This window comes from Azohydromonas lata, assembly GCF_034427735.1.
Lineage (GTDB): Bacteria > Pseudomonadota > Gammaproteobacteria > Burkholderiales > Burkholderiaceae_C > Azohydromonas > Azohydromonas lata.
In genome coordinates this window covers 1-20,418 of the sequence record NZ_JAXOJX010000054.1, presented here as the reverse complement: position 1 = coordinate 20,418, position 20,418 = coordinate 1, and the positions used below count along the sequence as shown (strand labels likewise).

At 69.8% G+C, this 20,418-nt stretch carries 15 protein-coding genes; 6 read left to right on the top strand and 9 right to left on the bottom strand.

Going from position 1 to position 20,418, the window contains the following annotated elements; all coding sequences use genetic code 11:
• The first annotated feature begins 30 nt into the window (after positions 1-30).
• The 3 genes from xdhA to xdhC are packed head-to-tail and all read left to right on the top strand — an operon-like array spanning position 31 to position 4,747.
• A complete protein-coding gene (xdhA, locus tag SM757_RS25510) occupies positions 31-1,521 on the top strand; it encodes a xanthine dehydrogenase small subunit (protein WP_322467551.1) in 1,491 nt (496 codons plus the stop codon).
• Positions 1,522-1,538: 17 nt separating this feature from the next.
• The gene (gene xdhB / locus SM757_RS25505) at positions 1,539-3,944 is read left to right on the top strand and encodes a xanthine dehydrogenase molybdopterin binding subunit (RefSeq protein WP_322467550.1); all 2,406 of its coding nucleotides are present in this window, start codon (positions 1,539-1,541) and stop codon (positions 3,942-3,944) included.
• Complete coding sequence (xdhC, locus tag SM757_RS25500) at positions 3,941-4,747, top strand: xanthine dehydrogenase accessory protein XdhC (protein WP_322467549.1); 807 nt, start codon at positions 3,941-3,943, stop codon at positions 4,745-4,747. Before xdhB ends, xdhC begins: the two co-directional genes overlap by 4 nt.
• 361 nt (positions 4,748-5,108) lie before the next feature.
• Here xdhC and SM757_RS25495 read toward each other — a convergent pair whose 3' ends face one another.
• Together SM757_RS25495 and SM757_RS25490 are read right to left on the bottom strand one after the other, a co-directional pair.
• Positions 5,109-5,441: a hypothetical protein gene (locus SM757_RS25495; protein ID WP_322467548.1), complete on the bottom strand. Its 333-nt coding sequence runs from the start codon at positions 5,439-5,441 to the stop codon at positions 5,109-5,111.
• A 260-nt stretch (positions 5,442-5,701) separates the two neighbouring features.
• The gene (locus SM757_RS25490) at positions 5,702-6,844 is read right to left on the bottom strand and encodes a branched-chain amino acid ABC transporter substrate-binding protein (RefSeq protein ID WP_322467547.1); all 1,143 of its coding nucleotides are present in this window, start codon (positions 6,842-6,844) and stop codon (positions 5,702-5,704) included.
• Positions 6,845-7,015: 171 nt separating this feature from the next.
• Between SM757_RS25490 and SM757_RS25485 the strand changes: the two genes are divergently transcribed.
• A complete protein-coding gene (locus tag SM757_RS25485) occupies positions 7,016-7,681 on the top strand; it encodes a DUF1345 domain-containing protein (RefSeq protein WP_066342292.1) in 666 nt (221 codons plus the stop codon).
• Between the two features lie 16 nt (positions 7,682-7,697).
• Here the strand turns inward: SM757_RS25485 and SM757_RS25480 are convergent, their stop codons facing one another.
• From SM757_RS25480 to SM757_RS25470, 3 genes are read right to left on the bottom strand one after another with little or no spacing between them, the layout of a single operon-like run.
• On the bottom strand, positions 7,698-9,053 hold the full coding sequence (locus tag SM757_RS25480) for an MFS transporter (protein ID WP_322467546.1): 1,356 nt from the start codon (positions 9,051-9,053) through the stop codon (positions 7,698-7,700).
• A gap of 50 nt (positions 9,054-9,103) precedes the next feature.
• Entirely contained in the window at positions 9,104-10,057 is a 954-nt protein-coding gene (locus tag SM757_RS25475; protein WP_322467545.1) for a BKACE family enzyme, read from the bottom strand.
• Between the two features lie 26 nt (positions 10,058-10,083).
• Positions 10,084-10,875, bottom strand: coding sequence for an SDR family oxidoreductase (locus tag SM757_RS25470; protein ID WP_322467544.1), 792 nt, complete (start codon positions 10,873-10,875; stop codon positions 10,084-10,086).
• Between the two features lie 352 nt (positions 10,876-11,227).
• Here SM757_RS25470 and SM757_RS25465 point away from each other — a divergent pair, with 352 nt between their 5' ends.
• A complete protein-coding gene (locus SM757_RS25465) occupies positions 11,228-13,198 on the top strand; it encodes a helix-turn-helix domain-containing protein (RefSeq protein ID WP_322467543.1) in 1,971 nt (656 codons plus the stop codon).
• Between the two features lie 65 nt (positions 13,199-13,263).
• On the opposite strand, the gene SM757_RS25460 is transcribed toward SM757_RS25465, so the two are convergent.
• Positions 13,264-14,037, bottom strand: a complete 774-nt coding sequence (locus tag SM757_RS25460; protein WP_322467542.1) for a Crp/Fnr family transcriptional regulator — start codon at positions 14,035-14,037, stop codon at positions 13,264-13,266.
• A gap of 118 nt (positions 14,038-14,155) precedes the next feature.
• Here SM757_RS25460 and SM757_RS25455 point away from each other — a divergent pair, with 118 nt between their 5' ends.
• On the top strand, positions 14,156-14,710 hold the full coding sequence (locus SM757_RS25455; RefSeq protein WP_322467541.1) for a hemerythrin domain-containing protein: 555 nt from the start codon (positions 14,156-14,158) through the stop codon (positions 14,708-14,710).
• Here the strand turns inward: SM757_RS25455 and SM757_RS25450 are convergent.
• The 3 genes from SM757_RS25450 to SM757_RS25440 all read right to left on the bottom strand — a co-directional run.
• Entirely contained in the window at positions 14,707-15,657 is a 951-nt protein-coding gene (locus SM757_RS25450) for a GGDEF domain-containing response regulator (protein WP_322467540.1), read from the bottom strand. The genes SM757_RS25455 and SM757_RS25450 overlap by 4 nt on opposite strands.
• Positions 15,654-19,415: an ATP-binding protein gene (locus tag SM757_RS25445; RefSeq protein ID WP_322467539.1), complete on the bottom strand. Its 3,762-nt coding sequence runs from the start codon at positions 19,413-19,415 to the stop codon at positions 15,654-15,656. The genes SM757_RS25450 and SM757_RS25445 overlap by 4 nt, the downstream gene beginning before the upstream one ends.
• A gap of 393 nt (positions 19,416-19,808) precedes the next feature.
• The coding region (locus SM757_RS25440; RefSeq protein ID WP_322467538.1) for an SMP-30/gluconolactonase/LRE family protein at positions 19,809-20,418 on the bottom strand (610 nt) is incomplete at its 5' end.

The window sequence follows — 20,418 nt, the reverse complement described above, 5'->3', positions numbered from 1 at the left end:
CGCGGCAGGCCAGCGTGTACCTTTGCGGCCATGAACACCCCCCAGCGCCCCATCCGTTTCTTCCATCGCGGCGGCATCGTGTCGGTGCAGTCCGCTCCTACCCGCAGCGTGCTGCAGTGGCTGCGCGAAGACGCCGCCTGCACCGGCACCAAGGAAGGGTGCAACGAGGGCGACTGCGGCGCCTGCACGGTGGTCGTGGCCGAGCTGGCCGACACGCCGGGGCCGGACGTGGTGCGCGGCCTGCGCCTGCGCAGCGTCAACGCCTGCATCCGCTTCCTGCCCACGCTGGACGGCAAGGCGCTGCTGACGGTGGAAGACCTCAAGCCCGCCGCCGGCGGCACCCTGCACCCCGTGCAGCAGGCGCTGGTGGACTGCCACGGCTCGCAATGCGGCTTCTGCACGCCCGGCTTTGCCATGTCGCTCACCGCCTGCTACGAGCGCCACTGCGAGGCCGGCACCCGGCCCACGCGCCAGGCGCTGGCCGATGAGCTGGCCGGCAACCTCTGCCGCTGCACGGGCTACCGGCCCATCCTGGACGCGGGTCAAAAAATGTTCGACCTGGACACCGTGCGCCTGGACACGGCGCCCATCGTCGCGGCCCTGCAGCAGTTGCAAGCCGAGCCGCCGCTGTCCCTGCCCGGCTTCGAGGCGCCCCGCTCGCTGGACGACCTGGCCGCCCTGCGCGAAGCCCGCCCGCAAGCCACGCTGCTGGCCGGCGCCACCGACATCGGCCTGTGGAACAACAAGCAGTTCCGCCCGCTCCCCGAATTGCTCTACGTCGGCGACGTCAAGGAAATCCAGCGCATCGAGGCACTGGACGGCGGCGTGCTGCGCATCGGCGCCGGCGCCTCGCTGGAGGACGCCTGGACGGCCCTGGCCGAGCGCGTCCCCGAGCTGCGCGAGGTGTACCTGCGCTTCGCCTCGCCGCCCGTGCGCCACGCCGGCACGCTGGGCGGCAACGTCGCCAACGGCTCGCCCATCGGCGACGGCGCGCCCGTGCTCATGGCGCTGGGCGCCACGCTGGTGCTGCGCAAGGGCGCGCGCGAGCGCCGGCTGCCCATCGAAGACTTCTACGTGGACTACATGAAGAACCGCCTGGAGCCCGGCGAGCTGCTGCAGGCCATGGAGGTGCCGCCGCTGTCCCCCACCGCGGCCGTGCGCGTGTGGAAGATCGCCAAGCGCTACGACAGCGACATCTCCGCCGTCTGCGGCGCCTTCAACCTGGAGCTGGACGGCGAGCGCGTGAAGGCCGCTCGCTTCGTCTTCGGCGGCATGGCCGCCATCGTCAAGCGCGCCGCCAGCGCTGAAGCGGCGGTCATCGGCCAGCCATGGACCGAAGCCACCGCCCACGCCGCCATGGCCGCGCTGAAGCAAGACTTCACCCCGCTCACCGACCAGCGCGCCAGCGCCGACTACCGGCTTCGCGTGGCGCAAAACCTGCTGCTCAAACTCTGGCTGCAGACGCGCACCGATGCGGCGCCGCTTCCGGTGCAAGCCGGCAGCGTGTGGGCCGCGGCCTGAGCCAGGAGGACAAGACCATGAACCGAGCCGTTGAAAGCTTCCTGAGCACCGACCCCGCCGCCGCCGCGGCCTCCGCCGCCCGCGTGGGCGTGCCCCGCGCGCACGAATCCGCCCACCTGCACGTCGCGGGCGCCGCGCAGTACGTGGACGACATCCCCGAAGTCGCCGGCACGCTGCACGCCGCGCTGGGCCTGTCGCCCGTCGCCCACGGCACGCTCAATGCCGTGGACGTGGCGGCGCTGCGCTCGCAACCGGGCGTGGTGGCCGTGCTGACCGCGGCCGACATCCCCGGCGTCAACGACTGCGGCGCCATCCACCACGACGAGCCCATCCTCGCCGCCGGCCAGGTGATGTACCTGGGCCAGGCCGTGTTCGCCGTCATCGCCACCGACCGCGAGTCGGCCCGCCGCGCCGCCGCGCTGGCCAAGAAGGTGCTGGACATCACGCCGCTGGCGCCCGTGCTCACCGCCCGCGAGGCCCATGCCCGCGGCCAGTACGTGGTGCCGCCCATGCACATGGTGCGCGGCGACGCCCAGGCCGCCATCGCCGCCGCCCCGCACCGCCTGCGCGACACGTTCACGCTGGGCGGCCAGGAACAGTTCTACCTGGAGGGGCAGATCAGCTACGCCGTGCCGCAGGAAGACGGCTGCCTCAAGGTCCACTGCTCCACCCAGCACCCCAGCGAGATGCAGCACGTGGTGGCGCACATGCTGGGCAAGGCCAAGCACCACGTGCAGGTCGAGTGCCGGCGCATGGGCGGCGGCTTCGGCGGCAAGGAATCGCAATCGGCGGTGTTCGCCGGTGTCGCCGCGCTGGCCGCCTTCAAGCTGGGCCGCCCTGTAAAACTGAGGCCTGACCGCGACGACGACTTCATGGTCACCGGGCGGCGGCATCCGTTCGAGTTCTCGGTGGACGTGGGCTTCGACGACGAGGGCCGCCTCCTGGGCGTGGAGGTGGACATGCTCACCAACGCCGGCTGGAGCGCGGACCTCTCCTCCGCCGTGATGGGCCGGGCGCTGTGCCACTTCGACAACGCCTACTGGCTGCCCAACGTGGCCATGCACGGCTACTGCGCGCGCACCAACACGCAGAGCAACACCGCCTTCCGCGGCTTTGGCGGCCCGCAGGGCGCCTACGCCGTGGAGCACATCATGGACACCGTGGCCCGGCGCCTGGGCCGCGACCCGCTGGCCGTGCGCCGCGCCAACTTCTACGGCGTGGGCGAGCACAACGTGACGCCCTACGGGCAGACGGTGGAAGGCAACGTCATGGCGCCGCTGGCGGCGGAGCTGGAGGCGACGTCCAACTACCAGGCCCGCCGCGCCGACATCGCCGCCTGGAACGCCACCAGCCCGGTGCTCAAGCGCGGCATCGCGCTCACGCCGGTGAAATTCGGCATCAGCTTCAACGTGCAGCATTTGAACCAGGCCGGCGCGCTGGTGCACCTCTACAGCGACGGCTCCTGCCTGGTGAACCACGGCGGCACGGAGATGGGGCAAGGCCTCAACACCAAGGTGGCGCAGGTGGTGGCGCAGGAGCTGGGCCTGAGTTTTGAGCGCATCCGCGTCACGGCCACGGACACCTTCAAGGTGGTCAACACGTCCGCGACGGCCGCCTCCACCGGCAGCGACCTCAACGGCAAGGCCGCGCAGGACGCCGCGCGCCAGATCCGCGAGCGCCTGACCGCCTTCGCCGCGCAGAAGCACGGCTGCGACGCGGCTGAAATCCGCTTCGCCAACGACCAGGTGCACCTGGGCGCCGAGCGCCGCATGCCGCTGGACGACCTCCTCCTGGAGGCCTACCTCTCCCGCGTGCAGCTCTGGAGCGACGGCTTCTATGCGACGCCCGGCCTGAGCTGGGACCCCAAGGCCATGAAGGGCCGGCCCTTCTACTACTACGCCTTCGGCGCCGCCGTGTCCGAGGTGGTGGTGGACACGCTCACGGGCGAATCCAAGCTCTTGCGCACGGACCTGCTGCACGACGTGGGCAAGTCGCTGAACCCGGCCATCGACCTGGGCCAGGTGGAAGGCGGTTTCGTGCAGGGCATGGGCTGGCTGACCATGGAAGAGTTGATTTGGCACCCCAAGACCGGCGCCCTGCTCACCCACGCGCCCAGCACTTACAAGATTCCGACGGCCAATGACGCGCCGGCCGTGTTCAACACGCGGCTGTTCGACAACAGCAACGTGGCCGACAGCATCCACCGCAGCAAGGCCGTGGGCGAACCGCCGCTGCTGCTGGGCTTCAGCGTGTGGCACGCCATACGGGACGCGGTGTCGTCCGTGGGCCAGCACCGCGTCGACCCGCCCCTGCGCGCGCCCGCGACGGCCGAGGCCGTGCTGGATGCCGTGGACGCCGTGCGCGCCGCCATCGCCACCCCCGCTGCCGTGGCGGCGGCCGTGGAAGCCGTGGAGGCCCAGTGAGCACCGCCGCGCTGCAGGCCACGGCGCGCGAGTGGCTCGCGCGCGGCGAGCCGGCCATCGAGGTGCGCGTGGCCGAGGCGCACGGCTCCGCGCCGCGCGAGGCCGGCGCCCGCATGCTGGTGGCCGCGCGCCGCGTGGCCGGCACGGTGGGCGGCGGGCACCTGGAATTGCAGGCCATTCAAATCGCCCGGGACATGCTGGCGGCCGGTGAAACCCTGCCGCGCGAAAAGCATTTCCCCCTGGGCCCGGCGCTGGGCCAGTGTTGCGGCGGCGCGGTGACGCTGGCCTTCGAGCCGCTGACGGACGCCGTCATGGCGAACTGGCCGGCACCCAAGCCGCGCTTCAACTTGCAGCTTTACGGCGCCGGTCACGTTGGGCGGGCCATCGTCCATTTGCTCTCCGGCATCGACTGCAAGGTGCAATGGATTGACGAGCGCGAAGAGGAATTTCCCGAAGGGCCGCTGCCGCCGCACATCGAAAAGGTTTGCGTGGATGCGGTGGAGGGCGAAGTTGATATTGCCGAGCCCGGCACCTTTTATCTGGTGCTCACGCACAACCACGACCTGGATATGCGGATCACCGAGGCGGTGTTGCGGCGCGGGGATTTCGGTTTTCTGGGGCTGATCGGCTCGCAAACCAAGCGGGCGAGATTCCTGCACAGGTTTGAGGCCCGCGGCATTCCGGCTGAAACGCTTTCGCGCATGACTTGTCCGATTGGGATTCCGGGGATTGAGGGGAAGGAGCCTGAGGTGCTGGCAATTGCTGTGGTGGGGCAGTTGCTGCAGGTAGCCAGCGGCAAGTGACCATTGAGTAATTGAGTAATTGGGCAATCAATTGGATATTGAGTATTAACACATCCTATCGATCAAACCCGCCTCGCACCCCGACCCGTGATGCCCGCGAAGGCGGGCATCCACGAGCGCAGAGGTGCAGCCTTGGGATTGCCTCACACAAGGCCACCGTTTTCAAGGTACTGGATCGGTATTCGTGGATGCCTGCTTTCGCGGGCATGACGAAGTAGAAGGCGGAATAAATCGACTTACAGGTCGCGATGTGCAGTCCATCTGCCACAACAAGCCCCACCCTCACCCAATAACTCAATATCTCAAACCATTTCCAGTCATCGCCAAATACAATTCAATTTGCCTGCGCAAACTTCCAATTCTAAAATTCCATCAGCCTTAGCCCATACCGCGCCAACACCCCCTCGTGCAACCTTCTCAACTCCTCCACGATCAACGCCCGCACCGCCTCCCTTTCCAATTCCGGCACAGCCTCGGCCACCCGCCCCTCAACGATTGAAACCGCGTCCACCCCCGGCCGCGTCACCACTTCCCGCACGGTGGATTTAATGAGTTCCCGCCAAGCCAGCCGCAGTGGGTCCGGCTGCGCCAATTCCTGACGAATTGCCAGATACTCCTGCGTCGATCGCTCATAAGCCCAAACGTAGAGATCGCGCAGCAATTCCACCCGCGTCATTTCATACACGCCCAGCACGGCGCGGCTGTAGGCGGCTTGCGGAACGTCCAGAAAAGTCAGCGGGCAAAGATTGGCGCGGAACAGCGGCGAATTGGCCGCCTGCCGCGAGGTGAATTACTCGGCAAGCTGGCCTTGTTTGGGCGCGGTTTTCCTGGGCATGGCGCGATTCTGGCGCGCAACTGCCCAGGAACTGGCACGCAAACTGGCGCGAATAGCCCGATTCGCGCCAAATTCATGGCGCGAATCACTGCTTTCGCGCCATGGCAAGACTCAAGGTCTTAGCGCACCACGCCCAGCTCCGTGCGCTCCCCGGCGCGGTACGTGTACAGCGTCAGCGCGCCGTTCTTGATGTCGCCCTTGCTGTCGAAGGCCACCGGGCCGGTGATGCCCTTGTAGGAGATGCCCGCCAACACCGGCAGGTATTTGCTCGGTTCAGCAGAGCCTGCCTTGACCATGGCTTCGGCCATCACCATCGCGGCGTCGTAGGTGTAGGGGGCGTAGATCTGCACGTCGGTGCCGAAGCGCTTCTTGTAGTCGGCCTTGAACTTCTCCATGGCGCCGCGCTGCGCGGCCTCTACGCCGCCGGCGCTGGCGCAGACCACGCTGTCGTCGGCCACGGAGCCGGCCGAGAGCTTGGGCAGCTCCACCGAGCACACGCCGTCGCCGCCCATGAGCTTGGCCTTCACGCCGAGCTGCTTCATCTGGCGCAGCATGGGGCCGGCCACGGCGTCCATGCCGCCGAAGAACACCACGTCCGGCTTGGCCGCCTTCACCGAGGTCAGGATGGCGGTGAAGTCCGTGGCCTTGTCGCTGGTGAACTCGTGCTTGGCGATGTTGGCGCCCGCGGCCTTGGCGGCCTTCTCGAACTCGGCGGCCACGCCTTGGCCGTAGGCCGTGCGGTCGTCGATCACCACCACCGTCTTGGCCTTGAGTTGTTGCACCGCGTAGCGGCCTAGCGTGCCGCCGAGCTGCGCGTCGTTGGCCACCATGCGGAAGGTGGTCTTGAAGCCCTGGGCGGTGTACTTGGGGTTGGTCACCGAGGGCGCGATCTGCGGGATGCCGGCGTCGCTGTACACCTTGGAGGCCGGGATGGAGGTGCCCGACTGCAGGTGGCCCACCACGCCGTTGACCTTGGCGTCCACGAGCTTCTGGGCGGCGGCGGTGCCTTGCTTGGGATCGCCGGCGTCGTCCTCGGCCAGCAGCTCGAACTTGGCCTTCTTGCCGCCAATGGTCAGGCCCTTGGCGTTGAGCTCGTCCAGCGCCATGCGCACGCCGTTCTCGTTGTCCTTGCCCAGGTGGGCGGCACCGCCACTGGTGGCGGCCACGTGGCCGATCTTCACGACCAGCTCCTGCGCCGATGCGGCATGGGCGGCAGCCGCCAGCGCGGCCAAAACGGTGAGCTTGAGTGCTTGTTGCTTCATGGGGACTCAGGTTGCGGTGTATCGAGGCCGGGGGCCGCCTCGGGAATGGTTTGTTGGAACCCTGGGGGCCAAAAGTGTACGGGTCTACCCCAGGCCTCATCCCGGGCGAGCGCAATGGCGCACGAGCGGGCTCGCACAATCAAGCTCCCCTGGCCACCCTCCCCACCGCCCGTGCCCATCCCCCGTACCCTGCGTGCCCTGCGGGCCCGCCCCCGCCTGTGGAGCTCCATGGCCGTGGGCGTGCTGGTGTCCCTGCTGCTGCCCAGCGCCTGGGCCTCGCACCCGGCCTCGCGCGCGCTGGTGGGCTGGAATGCCGGCGCCCTGCTCTACTTCGTGCTGGCCTGGGACATGATGAGCGGCGCCCACCCCGGCACCATGGGACAGCGCGCGCTGCGCCAGCACGAGGGGCGACTGATCATCCTCATCGGCGTGGCGCTGGCCGCCGTGGCGGTGATGGTGGCCATCGCCAGCCAGCTCGCCGCCGTCAAGACCTTGCCCGCGGCCGCCCGGCTGCCGCATCTGGCGCTCACGGCGCTCACCGTGGTGAGTTCCTGGCTGTTCACGCAAACCACGTTCGCCCTGGACTACGCGCACGATTTCTATGCCGCGCGCGAGCGCGGGCAACCGGACGTGCTCAACTTCCCCAGCACGCCGGACCCCGACTACGGCGACTTCTTCTACTTCGCCTGCGTCATCGGCACCTCCGGCCAGACGGCCGACGTCGCCTTCACCAGCTCCGCGCTGCGCCGCATCGGCACGCTGCACTGCGTGCTGGCCTTCGCCTTCAACACCACCGTGCTGGCGCTGAGCGTGAACATCGCGGCGGGGCTGTTCTGAGCGCCCGCCGCCGGGCTCAGGACGCCGGGCCCACCACCGGCGCCGCCCCGCCCCCGGCCTGCGCCGCCGGCTGATCGCCGCGCGAGGCCTTGGCCAGCAGCGGCACCAGCAGCAGCCCAAGCGCCGCCGCGCCCATCACCACCGAGAAGCCCGCCGCGCTGCGCCCCGTGGCCGACTCCGCCATGCCGAACAGGTAGGGGCCCACGAAGCCGCCCAACAGGCCAATGGTGTTGATGAAGGCCAGGCCCGCGGCCGCCTGTATGCCCTGCAGCCGCTTCATCGCGATAGCCCAGTACGAGGGCAGCACGCCGCCGGCAAAGAAGGCCGTCGCCACGAACAGCGCCATCTGCACGCCCTGGCTGCCCGTGGCGATGAACGCCCAGGCGCTGGCCAGCAGGCCGGCCATCAGCACGCCAAGGAACACGAAGTCGCTCTTCACGCGGCGGTGGATGCGTGGCAGCACCAGCACGCCCAGCAGGAAGCCCAGGCCCACGCTGCTGGACATCAGCCCAACCTGGAAGGGCGTGGTGTCCTTCATCTGCTGGATCATGGCCGGCGTGAAGAACACCAGGCCGACGAAGGCCACCTGGTTCAGGAAGTAGATCAGGCCCATGAGCACCGTGCTTGGCCGCCGGATCGCCGCCGTCCAGTCCTGCGAGGACAGGTGCGAATGCGGGTCGGCCTCCAGCACGGCGCGGCGCTCCAGCGCGGCGGCCTCCGCGGGCGAGAGCCAGCGCGCGTCGCGCGGCCGCTCAGGCAGCTTGAAGTACAGCAGCACGCCCACCAGGATGGTCGGCAGCCCCTCCAGCACGAACATCCACTGCCAGCCGCGCAGGCCGCCCAGCCCGTCGAGCTGCATCAGCGCGCCGCCCAGCGGGTTGCCCACCAGCAGGCCCAGCGCCGGCGCGGTGTAGATCCAGCCCACGGCCACGGCGCGGTCCTTGGGCGCGAACCACAGCGTCACCATGTACATCAGCGCCGGGAACAGCCCGGCCTCGGCAATGCCCAGCAGCACGCGCAGCACGTAAAACGAGGTCGTGCCCTGCACGAACATCATGGCCGCCGACAGCGCGCCCCAGGTGACCGCAATGCGGGCGATCCACGGGCGCGGCCCAATGCGGTGCGCCAGCAGGTTGCTCGGCACCTCCAGCAGCGCATAGCCCAGGAAGAAGATGCCCGCCCCCAAGCCGTAAGCCGCCGCGCCGATGCCCAGGTCGGCGGCCAGATGCGCCTTGGCCAGCGACACGTTGGTGCGGTCCACGTAGGACATGAAATAAATCAGGCACAGCAGCGGAAGCAGCCTGGCCATGGCCTTTCGGGTCGCGACCTGGTGCGTGTCGTCCACGCCCAGCGCCAGGGAGGTATTTCCCATGATGTCTCCTGTCAATATAAGAATGAATTCGCGGCGCGCTGAAAACACATTCAGAACGCGACCCGCTCCCGGCCCTTGAGCCCCAGCAGGGCCCGCGCCTCGTCAGGCGTGGCAATCTCCAGCGACAGCTCTTCCAAAATGCGACGAATCTTGCGCACCTGCTCCGCGCACGAGGCCGCAAGCTGCCCCTTGCCGAGATACAGGCTGTCTTCCAGACCAACGCGGACGTTGCCGCCCATCACCGCACCCATGGTCAACAAGGGCATTTGATGGCGGCCGGCACCCAAAATGGAAAACCGGTAATTCTCGCGGCCAAACAGCCGGTCCGCCGTCGTCCGCATCAGCACCAGATTTTCCGGGTCGGGTCCCAGCCCGCCCAGCACGCCGTAAATCGTCTGGATGAAAAGCGGTCCCTGGATCAGACCCTCGTCCACGAAATGGGCGAGGTTGTAAAGGTGGCCGACGTCATAGCATTCGAATTCGAAGCGCGTGCCGCAACCCTCGCCCAATACCTGAAGAATATGCTTGATGTCACGAAAGGTATTGCGGAAGATGAGGTCTTCCATCCCTTCGATATACGGCTTTTCCCAGTCGTGGCGCCACTCGGAAATCCGGCGCGCTGCAGGATGGATGGAAAAATTCATGGACCCCATGTTCAGCGAGCACATTTCCGGCTTCGCTTGCAGCGGATAAGCCAGGCGCTCCTCCAGCGTCATGCGCGTGCTGCCGCCGGTGGTGATGTTGATCACCGCATCGGTTTCAGCCTTGATGCGCGGCACGAACTGGTCGAATATCTTCGGGTCCGCCGTCGGCCGCCCATCCTCGGGATCGCGGGCATGCAGGTGAATGATGGCCGCACCGGCCTCGGCCGCCTCGATGGATTGCCGTGCAATTTCATCAGGCGTCAAGGGCAAATACGGCGACATGGTCGGCGTGTGCACGGAGCCGGTCACCGCACAGGTGATGATGACCTTGTCCTGGGATTTTTTCGCGGGTTTTTCCATGCTGGTCTCCTCGGTGAATCCGTTGCTCACAGATATTCCATATTGCCGTCCACGCTGATGGCCTGGCCGGTCACGTTGCGGGCTGCCGGCGAGCACAGGAAAAGCGCCATGGCTGCGACGTCCTCGGCCGTGACCATGCGGCGCAGGGAAATCTTGCGCAGGTATTCCTCGCGCATGGCCTCGGCGCTGATACCCGCGGCGGCGGCCCGCGCCCCGATCACGCCGCTCATGCGCTCACCCTCCACCGTGCCCGGCAAAATGGCATTGACGCGCACGCCCTGCGGCCCCAATTCGATGGCCAGCGATTTCATCAGGCCGACGATGGCCCATTTGGTCGCGGCATAAGGCGTGCGCAGCGCATACCCGAGCCGGCCCGCAACGGAGCTCATGGCCAATACGCAGGGATTGAGCTGCGATTTTTTCAGCAGCGGCACCGCGCGGCGTGCAAAGTAATATTGGCTGTTGAGATTGACGGAAACCGTGCGCTCCCAGCCTTCCACGTCCAGGTTTTCTATCGGCCCGGTGGGGCCGGCAATACCGGCGTTGTTCACCAGCACGTCGAGGCCGCCCAAGGTGGTTCGCACGTCGTCGAAAACCCGGTCCACGTCGCCGGGCACTGAAGCGTCGGCCACGCTGGAGGTCATGGAAGGGGCCTCGCTGGCCAGCCGCCGCAGCGCGGCCTGGTCTATATCGCAAACGTGCACGCGGGCGCCACTTTCGGCAAATGCCCGCGCCACCGTGGCGCCGATACCGCTGCCGCCGGCCGTGACCAATACCCGCAGGCCCACGGCCGGGCGCAGGGAATCCAAAATGCTCATGGAATAACCGTCCTTGTTTGGGCCCAAATTTCGATCAGGGGCCCGATATTCATGCCCAGCTCGCCAATACGGCGGGCGTGGTGCTTGGACGGCAGTTTGGTCGGCGTGCCGGCGGGAACCTATGTGGCCGGGCCACATCGTCCGCGCCCTATCCATGTGAGCACCGCACGCCGGGATAACCCTGAGCATGGCCCTGCTCGGTGCGGGAATACGGCGTGCGGCCTGGGGGCGATGCCCCGGCGGATGCCGCCGGCAGTGGCCCGGTGTGGGCTGACCATCGCCCGCGACGCTCAAGCGGGCCCGGCGTGCCGGGATACTGTCCGGGTTACGCAGTCGTCAGTAGGGAAGTGCGATGAAGCTTGCTGTCCAGAATCACGGTGCCGAGGACATGGTTCGGGATTTGGTCAAACTGCTGCATCGCGGTGCGCCGGCGGACGAATTCGCAAGCCGCCTGGCGCAGGTGGAAAAACTCCCCGCCGGCCTGCCCCAAAAATCCACGCTCGCGGAAATGGTCCGCATGGCCATGGCCATTCAAAACCGGCTCGATTTGCTGCAGCAGCGCGAACAGGGTATGCGGGCCGTGATCGAATCGGCCCAGGACTTGTCCAGCCACCTCGACTTGCCGGGTTTGCTGCGTGCCGTCGTTTCACGGGCCCGCAATCTCCTGGGCGCGCATTTGGCGTGGCTGTCGAGTTATGCCCCGGAGAAACATGAATTTCACGTGCTCGTCAATGACGGCGCCCTGCTCCAGGACACGACCCACATGGTGGCACGGGAACAAGCGGGCGTGGTCGGCGTCATCATGGCCACGCGCATGCCATTTTCAACACCCGACTATTTGCATGACAACCGGTTCACGCACGATCCGGAGCTGGACGCCACGCTGCGCGGCGAAGGCATTGTCGCGCTGGCGGGCGTACCCTTGATATGGAACGAGGAAATTGTTGGCCTGCTGTTCGTGGCCGACCGTTATCACCGCACTCATACAGCGCTCAATACCTCGATATTGAGCGCGCTGGCTGCCCATGCCGCCGTGGCCATCAAGAATGCCCGCGCCTTCGAGCAGGCGCAATCCGCCCTGGCCGAGGCGGGACGGGCCCGCCTGGAATTGGAGCGGCATATATTGAGCGTAAAATCGGCCGCGGAGGCGCACGAGAAAATGACGGCACTGCTGGCCCAGGGCGCCCCGTTGTCCGCGCTGTGCCAGGCACTGGCCCAATCTTTGAATGCCGGTGTGGTGGTCTGGGACGAAGGCGCCCAGGTCATCAGCCACGGGCGTGCGGCCGAATATCCAGGCAGCCAGGCCGGCGGGCATTTTGTGCTGCAGGGCGAGCACAGCCTGGAAATCACGCAGGCGCTGCGGCAAAGCCGCCTGGCCGGGCGTTCGCGGCAGGCTTACCAGTCCCAGGGAGAAACCTGCACCGTCATGGCCGTGGTGGGCGGCAACGACGTGCTGGGCTCGGTATTGCTGTTTCACCGGCAAATCCTGGACGAAACTGCCGTCAGCATTTTGGAGCGCAGCGCCAATCTGATGGCCATTGTCCTGCTGTCCCAGGAACGCAGCGAGGCGGTAAAAAGCCGGGACGTTTCCCAACTGCTGCGCTCCCTGGTTTCGCTGCGGCAGGACCCGCCGGCCTTGCTGCTCGACCAGGCCCGCAGATTCGGCCTGGACCTGGAACAGCCGGTTTGCCTGATCGCCATTGAAATGGACGAGACCAAGGCCGCCTATGCCGCCCGGCGGCTGCGGGCGCGGCCGGAGCTGGCCCATACCATATTTGATGAAATCGACGGCCTGCTCGTGATCTTGTGCGCCGCCACGCAGGCGCAGGACAAGCTGCGCACCCTCCAGGCGCTGGGCCAACCGGAATTTGGCAGAACGTACCGGGGCGTCATTTCCAAGCCCGTATCCAGTCCGCAAGGCGTTCCGGCGGTTTACGCCACGCTGAGGCGGGCAATGGCAGTATTGTCCCGTATTGGCGTCCAGGGCAGCATCATTGCCCAAAATGAAATGGCATTGTATTCAACGCTGTTTGAAACCCACGACCGCGAAAGCCTGGACAATTTCCTGGAGGCCACTTTGGGCCCGCTGTTATCGTATGACCAGAAGCGCGGCTCGGAACTCACCCGCACGCTGTTGACTTATTTTGACAACAACCAGAATGCGCGCACCACGGCACAGCGGCTGAAAATTCACGTCAATACCGTCCGCCAGCGGTTGGCGACAGTTGAAGAATTGGTCGGGCATTTAGGCCAGGCGACCCGGGCCCTGGAAATTCACATGGCGCTGCGGCTGTGGAATCTGGGTATTGCGCAGCCGCGCTGAAAAGACAGCGGCCCGTGCACCTTGCAGTGCGCGGGCCGCATCGGGATGCAGCGAAGGCGCCGGGCTCAGGCCGCGGCCATCTCGTCCTGTGCCAGCTTGCGCAGCGCGCTCAGGTCCAGCACGCGCACGTTGTAGCCGGCCACGTCGATGACGCCCTGCGTCATGAAGCTGCGCATCAGCCGCGAGAGCGTCTCCGGCGTGATGGCCAGTTGCGAGGCGATGTCGCGCTTGCGCTCGCGCAGCAGCACCTGCGCCTGCCCGGGCACTTCCGGCACGGGCGCGCAGCGCTGGTGCAGCCACGCGGCCAGGCGCGCCGGGGCGTCCTTGTGCATGAGCTCGTGGGTGTTGAGCGTGAGCGTGCGCACCTCGCGCGCCAGGGCCTGGATGAGCAGGCCGGCGAGGTTGGCGTCGTCGTCCAGCAGCGCGCTCAGCGCCGAGCGCGGCAGTTCCACCAGCGTGCAGTCGGAGACGGCCTGCGCGTCCAGCGAGTGCGTGCCGGAGAGCCAGGCCGAGGCCAGGTCCAGCCAGCCCGGCGCGTGCAGCATGCGCTCGATGCGGAACTGGCCGTCGGACGACTGGCGCAGGCCCAGGGCGGCGTCGCCCTCGACCAGCGCGACCAGCGTCTGCGCCGTGTCGCGCCGGGTGTAGATGAGCTGCCCGGCGGCGACGTTGCGCACCTGGGCGATGGCGTCCAGTGCCTGCGCCTCGGAGGTGCCGAGCGCGGGCGCGTCCAGCAGCGCAGCCCAATGGCGGCGCGAAGCCGCGGTACGGGAGGCCGCGCGCACGGCATTGCGGGCCAGGCCCGGCGTGACCAGCGAAGAAGCGGGAAGGGATGACATGGCCGTTGGATGCGGTCGTGGGGTTCTCGGGATTGGATGCATGGTCTCCCAGCCCTCGCGAGTCGGGCTTGCGTCAGATCAACCGCCCGGGGGGCGGGTGCGGCGCGACAATTCCGGCATGCGCAATACATCTTTTCCCGGATTGCACAGTCCGGCTGCCGGATTCGACGAGCCCTTCGAGGTGCTGTCGGCTTGCCACGACCGCGTGCGCCGCAGCCTGGACCTGCTGCAGCGCCTGGCCGCCCACGTGCGCGCGCACGGCGCCGACACCCAGGCCCGCGACGCCGCGCGCGACGTGGCGCGCTACTTCAACGTCGCCGCCCCCGCCCACCACGAGGACGAGGAGCGCCACGTCATCCCGCCGCTGCTGGGCAGCGCCGATGCGCGGCTGCGCGAGGCCGCGCAGCGCATGCTGGCCGACCACACGCGCATACGCGCGAGCTGGGCCGCGCTGGAGCCGCTGCTGCAGGCGCTGCAGGCCGGCGAAATGCCGCCGGGGCTGGACGCCGCGGCGCAGGACTTCGTGGACGTGCACGACGGCCACCTGGAGCTGGAGGACGGCCTGGCCTTCCCCGGCGCGCGCGACCTGCAGGCCGCCGCCCCCGACGCCGCGCAGCGGCGGCTGGACATGGGGCGCGACATGGCCGCGCGGCGCGGGGTGAAGCCCGCCTAGTTGAACCCTTCCGCGCAGGCCCGCGCCCGCCCAAGCGACTTGGCGCGATAGAGCTGCGCGTCCGCGCGCTTGAAAAGCTCGACACCGTCATGGCCGGGCTTGGGGCTGGCGGCGGCCAGGCCCAGGCTGATGGTCATCACGCCGTGCGGCGCGTCCGGGTGCGCGATGGCCAGGGCACGCACGCCCTCCTCCAGCGCGCGCGCCAAGTACAGAGCACCCTCGGCCGTGGTGCACGGCAGGATGCAGGCGAACTCCTCGCCGCCCCAGCGCGCGATCAGGTCCGCCGGGCGGCGCAAGCCGGCGTGCAACTGCTGCGCGACGCGGCGCAGGCACTCGTCACCGGCCTGGTGGCCGTGGCGGTCGTTGAAGCGCTTGAAGTGGTCCGCGTCGGCCAGCAGCAGCGCCAGCGTGCTGCCCTCGCGCTGCGCGCGGCGCCACTCCTGCTGGAAGCGCTCGTCGAAATGGCGGCGGTTGTAGACGCCGGTGAGGCCGTCCACCAGCGCCTGGTGGCGCAACTGGTCGGCCTGCAGCTTGAGCGACAGGTGCAAGCGCACCCGCGCACGCACCACGCCGGGGTGAAAGGGCTTGACGATGAAGTCCACCGCCCCCGCCTCCAGCGCCCGCATCTCGCATTGCGCGTCCTCGTAGGCGGTGACGAAGATCACCGGGATGTCGCGCGTGGCCGGGTCGGCCTTGAGCTGCGCGCACACGGCGTAGCCGTCCAGGTCGGCCAGGAACAGGTCCAGCAGCACCAGGTCCGGCCGCCGCTCGCGGCACAGGGCCACGGCCTGCGCACCCTGCGTGGCCATCAGCATCTGCCAGCCGCTGCCCAGGAACGCCTGGTGCAGCGCATGGATGTTGGCGGGCTGGTCGTCCACCAGCAGCAGCCGGGGCGGCGGCGCGTCCGGAGCCAGCCCCGGCAAGGGTAGGTTCAAGTCGTGGTTCATTCGGTCGCCAAGAGACGCCGGCAGTGTGCCAGCGCGGTCTGAAAGTCCAGGACGGCCATGGCCTCGTCCAGTTCCCGGCGCTGCGCCGCCGGCAACGCCAACTGCAGCCGCGCATGCGCCTGCAGCGCCGCCAGGTCGGACTGCGCCAGCAGCCCCAGCAGCTCGCGCAGCAGGCCCTGCGCCGATGCCGGCAACGGAAGGCTTGCGGCGGCCCCGGCCTCCTCGGCGTGGCCGTCCGCCCCCGCGGCAAGGCCTGCCGGGCTTGCCGCGCCGGCCCCGTCCGCAGGGCTGCCGTCCACAACGCCCGCCTCGCCCACAGCGGCCGTATCGCCCGCCTCACCCGCTTCGTGCACCCGGCCAGGCGCTTCGCTCAGCGCCGGCACAGGCACATCGCCGCCGTCCTGCGCCAGCCCCGGCTGCCCGCGGCCGGCCAGCGACGGCGCGTGCAGCGCCGCCTCGGCCAGCGTGTGCTCCACCGCCGCCTCCAGCGAAGCCAGCAGCGCCGCCGGCGCGTCCTCGCCGGCCAACAGGGGCCGCTCCAGCGCGTGGGCCGCCGCGGCCAGCCGCCGCGCGCCCAAGGTGCCGGCCAGGCTGCGGCAACGGTGCAGGGCTTGCGCGGCGGCATCGCGCTGGCCCTGTCCCAGCAGCGCGGCGCACTGCGGCAGCAGCGCCTCGAACTGCGCGCAGGCGTTGCCCAGCAGCCGTGCGTACAGGCCGGCGCGGCCCTGGAAGCGCTGCAGCGCGCCGTCCAGGTCCAGCGCGGGCAGCGCGGCCACGTCCGTGCCGGCGTCCATGCCATCGTCCGCGCCCGGTGCCGCCGCCGGCGCCGCCCCCTCCCGCCCCGTGTGCCGGCGCAGCACGGCCACGAGCTGCCGCAGCTCGAAGGGCTTGCCCACGTGGTCGTTCATGCCCGCGGCCAGGCTGGCGGCGCGGTCGGCCGGCGCGGCATTGGCCGTCATGGCGATGATGGGCAGCCGATCCAGCCCAAGCGCCTGCCGGATGCGGGCCGTGGCCGTGAAGCCGTCCATATCGGGCATCTGCAAGTCCATCAGCACGGCGTCGAACTGCCCGGCCGCCACCGCGGCCACGGCCTCCAGCCCCGTGGCCGCCAGCTCCACCAGCGCGCCCTCGCCGCGCAGCAGCTCCAGCGCCACCTCGCGGTTGTGCGGGTTGTCCTCGGCCACCAGCAGCCGCAGCCCCGCCAGCGCCTGTCCCGCGGCGCCCGCCGCGCGCTGCGCGCCGGACGCAGCGGGCGGCGGCAGCGCGGCCAGTTGCTCCGGGCGGGCCAGCGCCAGCTCCAGCCGGCAATGGAAACGGCTGCCCACGCCGGCGGCGCTGTCGAGCTGCAGCTCGCCGCCCATGAGCCGCACCAGGCGGCGCGAGATCGCCAAACCCAGACCCGTGCCGCCGAAGCGCCGCGTGATGGAGGCCTCGGCCTGCGTGAAGGGCTCAAAGAGCTGCGCCTGCTGCGACGGCGCAATGCCCAAACCCGTGTCGCGCACCGACAGCTCCACCTGCACCGAGCCGCCGCGGCGCTGCAGCAGCCGCAGCGCCACCTCCACCTCGCCCCCGGCCGTGAACTTCACCGCGTTGCCGCCCAGGTTCAGCAGCACCTGGCGCAGCCGCAGCGCATCGCCCACCAGCACCGGCGGCAGCGCCGGGTCCAGCGCCATGCGCAAGGCCACGGGCTTGCCCACCAGGCTGCCCTGCAGCAGCACCTGCAGCTCCTCGAACAACTGCGCCGGGCGGAAGGGCTGCGGCGCCAGCGTCAGCCGCCCGGCCTCGACCTTGGAGAGATCGAGGATGTCGTCCAGCAGCGCCAGCAACGAGCGCGCCGCGGCCTCGCTCTTGGCCGCGCGGTCGTCCTGCACGGGCGTGAGGCCGCCGCGGCGCAGCAGCGCCAGCATGCCCAGCACCGAGTTCATGGGCGTGCGTATCTCGTGGCTCATGTTGGCCAGGAAGGCCGACTTGGCGCTGGAAGCGGCCAGCGCCTGGTCGCGCGCGCGGCGCAGCGCCTGCTCGGCCCGCTTGCGCCGCGTGATGTCGGTGTGCGTGCCCGCCACCGTCAGCGGCCGGCCCTGCGCGTCGCGCGTGACCACGCGCCCGCGCGCCAGCATCCACACCCAGTGGCCCTCGCGGTGGCGCATGCGGATCTCGACGTCGTAGTAGCCCAGCTCGCCGGCGATGTGGCGCTCCAGCAGCGACAGCGCGCGCGCCGCGTCCTCGGGGTGCGTCAGGCGCAGCCAGGTCCGCTCGTCGGCCGGCAGCAGCTCCTGCAGCCGCCGGCCCAGCATGGAGGCCCAGCGCTCGTCGATGTGCAGCCGCCGGTCGCCCAGCGAGAACTCCCAGGTGCCCACGTCGGCGCCTTCGAGCACGTTGGCCAGCCGCAGCCGCTCGCGCTCCAGCGCGTGCTGCGCGCTGCGGTCGTGGCAGATGAGCATGAAGCTCTGCACCGCGCCGACGGCGTCGCGCACGGCCTGCAGCTCCAGCGCCACGGGGCGCGGCAAGCCGTCACGGTGGCGCAGTTGCAGCGACAGCTCGCGCCCGCTGGCAGGCGCCTCGCGCGCCAACGCGCGCAGCGCGGTGATGTCCTCCACCGAGCCCCCCAGCAGCTCCATGGGGGTGCGGCCCCGCGCCTCGTGCGGCAGGTAGCCGAAGAGCCGGGTGAAGCCCTCGTTGACCCATTCGATGCCGCAGGCGGCGTCGGTGATGAGCACGGCGTTGCTGGTGCGCTGCGCCACGCGCGCCAGGCGGTCGAGCTCGGCCGTCATGTGCCCGGCCAGCGCCAGCGCGCGGGCGCGCCCGCGCGCCAGCAGCCACATGGTGAAGGCCAGCAGCACGCTCAGCGCGGCGCCGCCCCCGCCCACCCACCAGGGCACGGCCAGGGCGGCGTCGGCGTCGAAGCGGGCGCTGCTGGCCACGCGCAGCTCCAGGACGCGCCCGCCCGCCTCCAGGCGTCGCGTGACGGCAAAGCGCGGCACGCGCGGCGGCTGCAGCCCGGCGTGCAGGTGCGGCGCGGGCGCACGGGTGCCGTCCAGCAGGTCGAAGTCGAGGTCGCCGCGCCCGGGCGAGGTCTGGGCGATGCCTGCCAGCAGCTCGTTCACCGACAGCGGCGCCAGCAGCACGCCGGCCAACTCCGCGCGGCGCCGCGGCTCGGACGCCGGCGCGGCGTCGCCCCGGTACAGCGGCAGCAGCAGCGACAGCGACAGCCGCGTGTCCCCGGGCAGCGCCAGTGCACCGGTGAGCGCCGGGCGCCCGTCGCGCAGCGAGCGCTCCAGGGCCTCGCGCAGCACGGGCTGCGCCGCCAGGTCCAGGCCCAGCAGCGGCTGCAGGGCCTGTCGCGGCTGCGCGTCGCGCACCACCAGCGGCACGGCGCCGTCCGCGGCGCCGGGGCCCAGGCGCCCACGCGGCAGCGCCAGCGCGTAGCCGCGCACGCCGCTTTCGAGCGCGCCCATGCGCGACTGCACTTCGACGAAGCGGGCAAAGGCCTGCTCGTCGGCATCCGGCCGCGCGGCAAACAGCGCCTGCAGGTCGATGAGGCCGTCGGCCGCGCGCTCCAGGCGCTGGCGGATGTCCTCCTCCAGCTCCGCCGCATGGCGGTCGAAGCGCTCCTGCAGCCGCAGGACCAGTCCGCGATGCAGCCACGCCGCCAGCAGCGCCGAGACCGCCAGCCCAATCACCAGCACGCCCAACGCCAGCAGCCGCGCGGGGCGCGGACGGGTCAGGCGTGCGGACAGGGGCAGGACGGAAAAGGGCATGGTTCACACGGGGCTGAAAACAGTCCGCCTGAGCGCCGGCTGCGGCCGCACTTCACCGCGACGGCGGCGCGGGCCGCCTGTGACAAGACATCGGCCGCTGCCGGCCGCAGCTTGAACGCATGCCCGCGATGATGCCGCGCCGCGCGGGCGCCATCCAAGCGCCGGGCGCTGTCCGCCACGCGTTGCGCGGTCTCCGGTGCGCGAGAACCCGGCCAGCCGGCGGGTTTCGCCCTGAGCCCGTTGGCGGGCTGAACCATTGACCGGATGCAATTCGGCTGCAGTTCGGTTGCAAAGCTGCTGCAGCTTGACTGCAACACGGCTGCAACCTGGCTGAAATTCGGCCTGCAAGGGGACCGAATGCCCGCGCGCGGGCGCGGCCTCACGATCGGCGATTCAAAGCGCCGGCCAGCCCAGCTCGTGCAGCGCCAGCCCCGCCACGCCGGGCTGGCACTGGAACAGCCGCCCCGACAGCGGGGCGTTGGACAGCGCCTCCAGCGGCACGCCGTCGCGCGCGCTGGTGACGTAGAGCGTGCCCAGCCCGCGGCCGCCGAAAGCCACGTCCGTCGGGCTGGGCACGGGCACGCCCAACACGCGGTCCACGCTGCCGTCCTCGGCAAAGCGCACCACGCTCCAGCCCTCGCGCAGCGCCGACCAGATGCCGCCCTCGGCATCCAGCGCCAGCCCCGACAGCCGCCCCGAGGCGCGCGGCACGGTGGTGAGCCGGCGCACGCCGCCGCCCGCCCCACTCAGGCCGCTCTCCTCCAGCCGGTACAAGGTGCCGGACTGCGGCGCCGCGGCGATGAGCCCGCCGCGCGCGTCCCAGGCCAGCGCCGAAGCGGGCTCGCCCAACTGCCAGCCGCCGGCCAGCTCGCCGCCCGGCGTGAGCTGCGCCACGCGCCAGCGCCCACCCTCGGCCACGCACACCCACAGCGAGCCGTCGCCGCGCACGCAGGCCGCCAGCAGCGCGCGCCGCGGCGCACCCGCGGGCCTGTCTCTTATACAC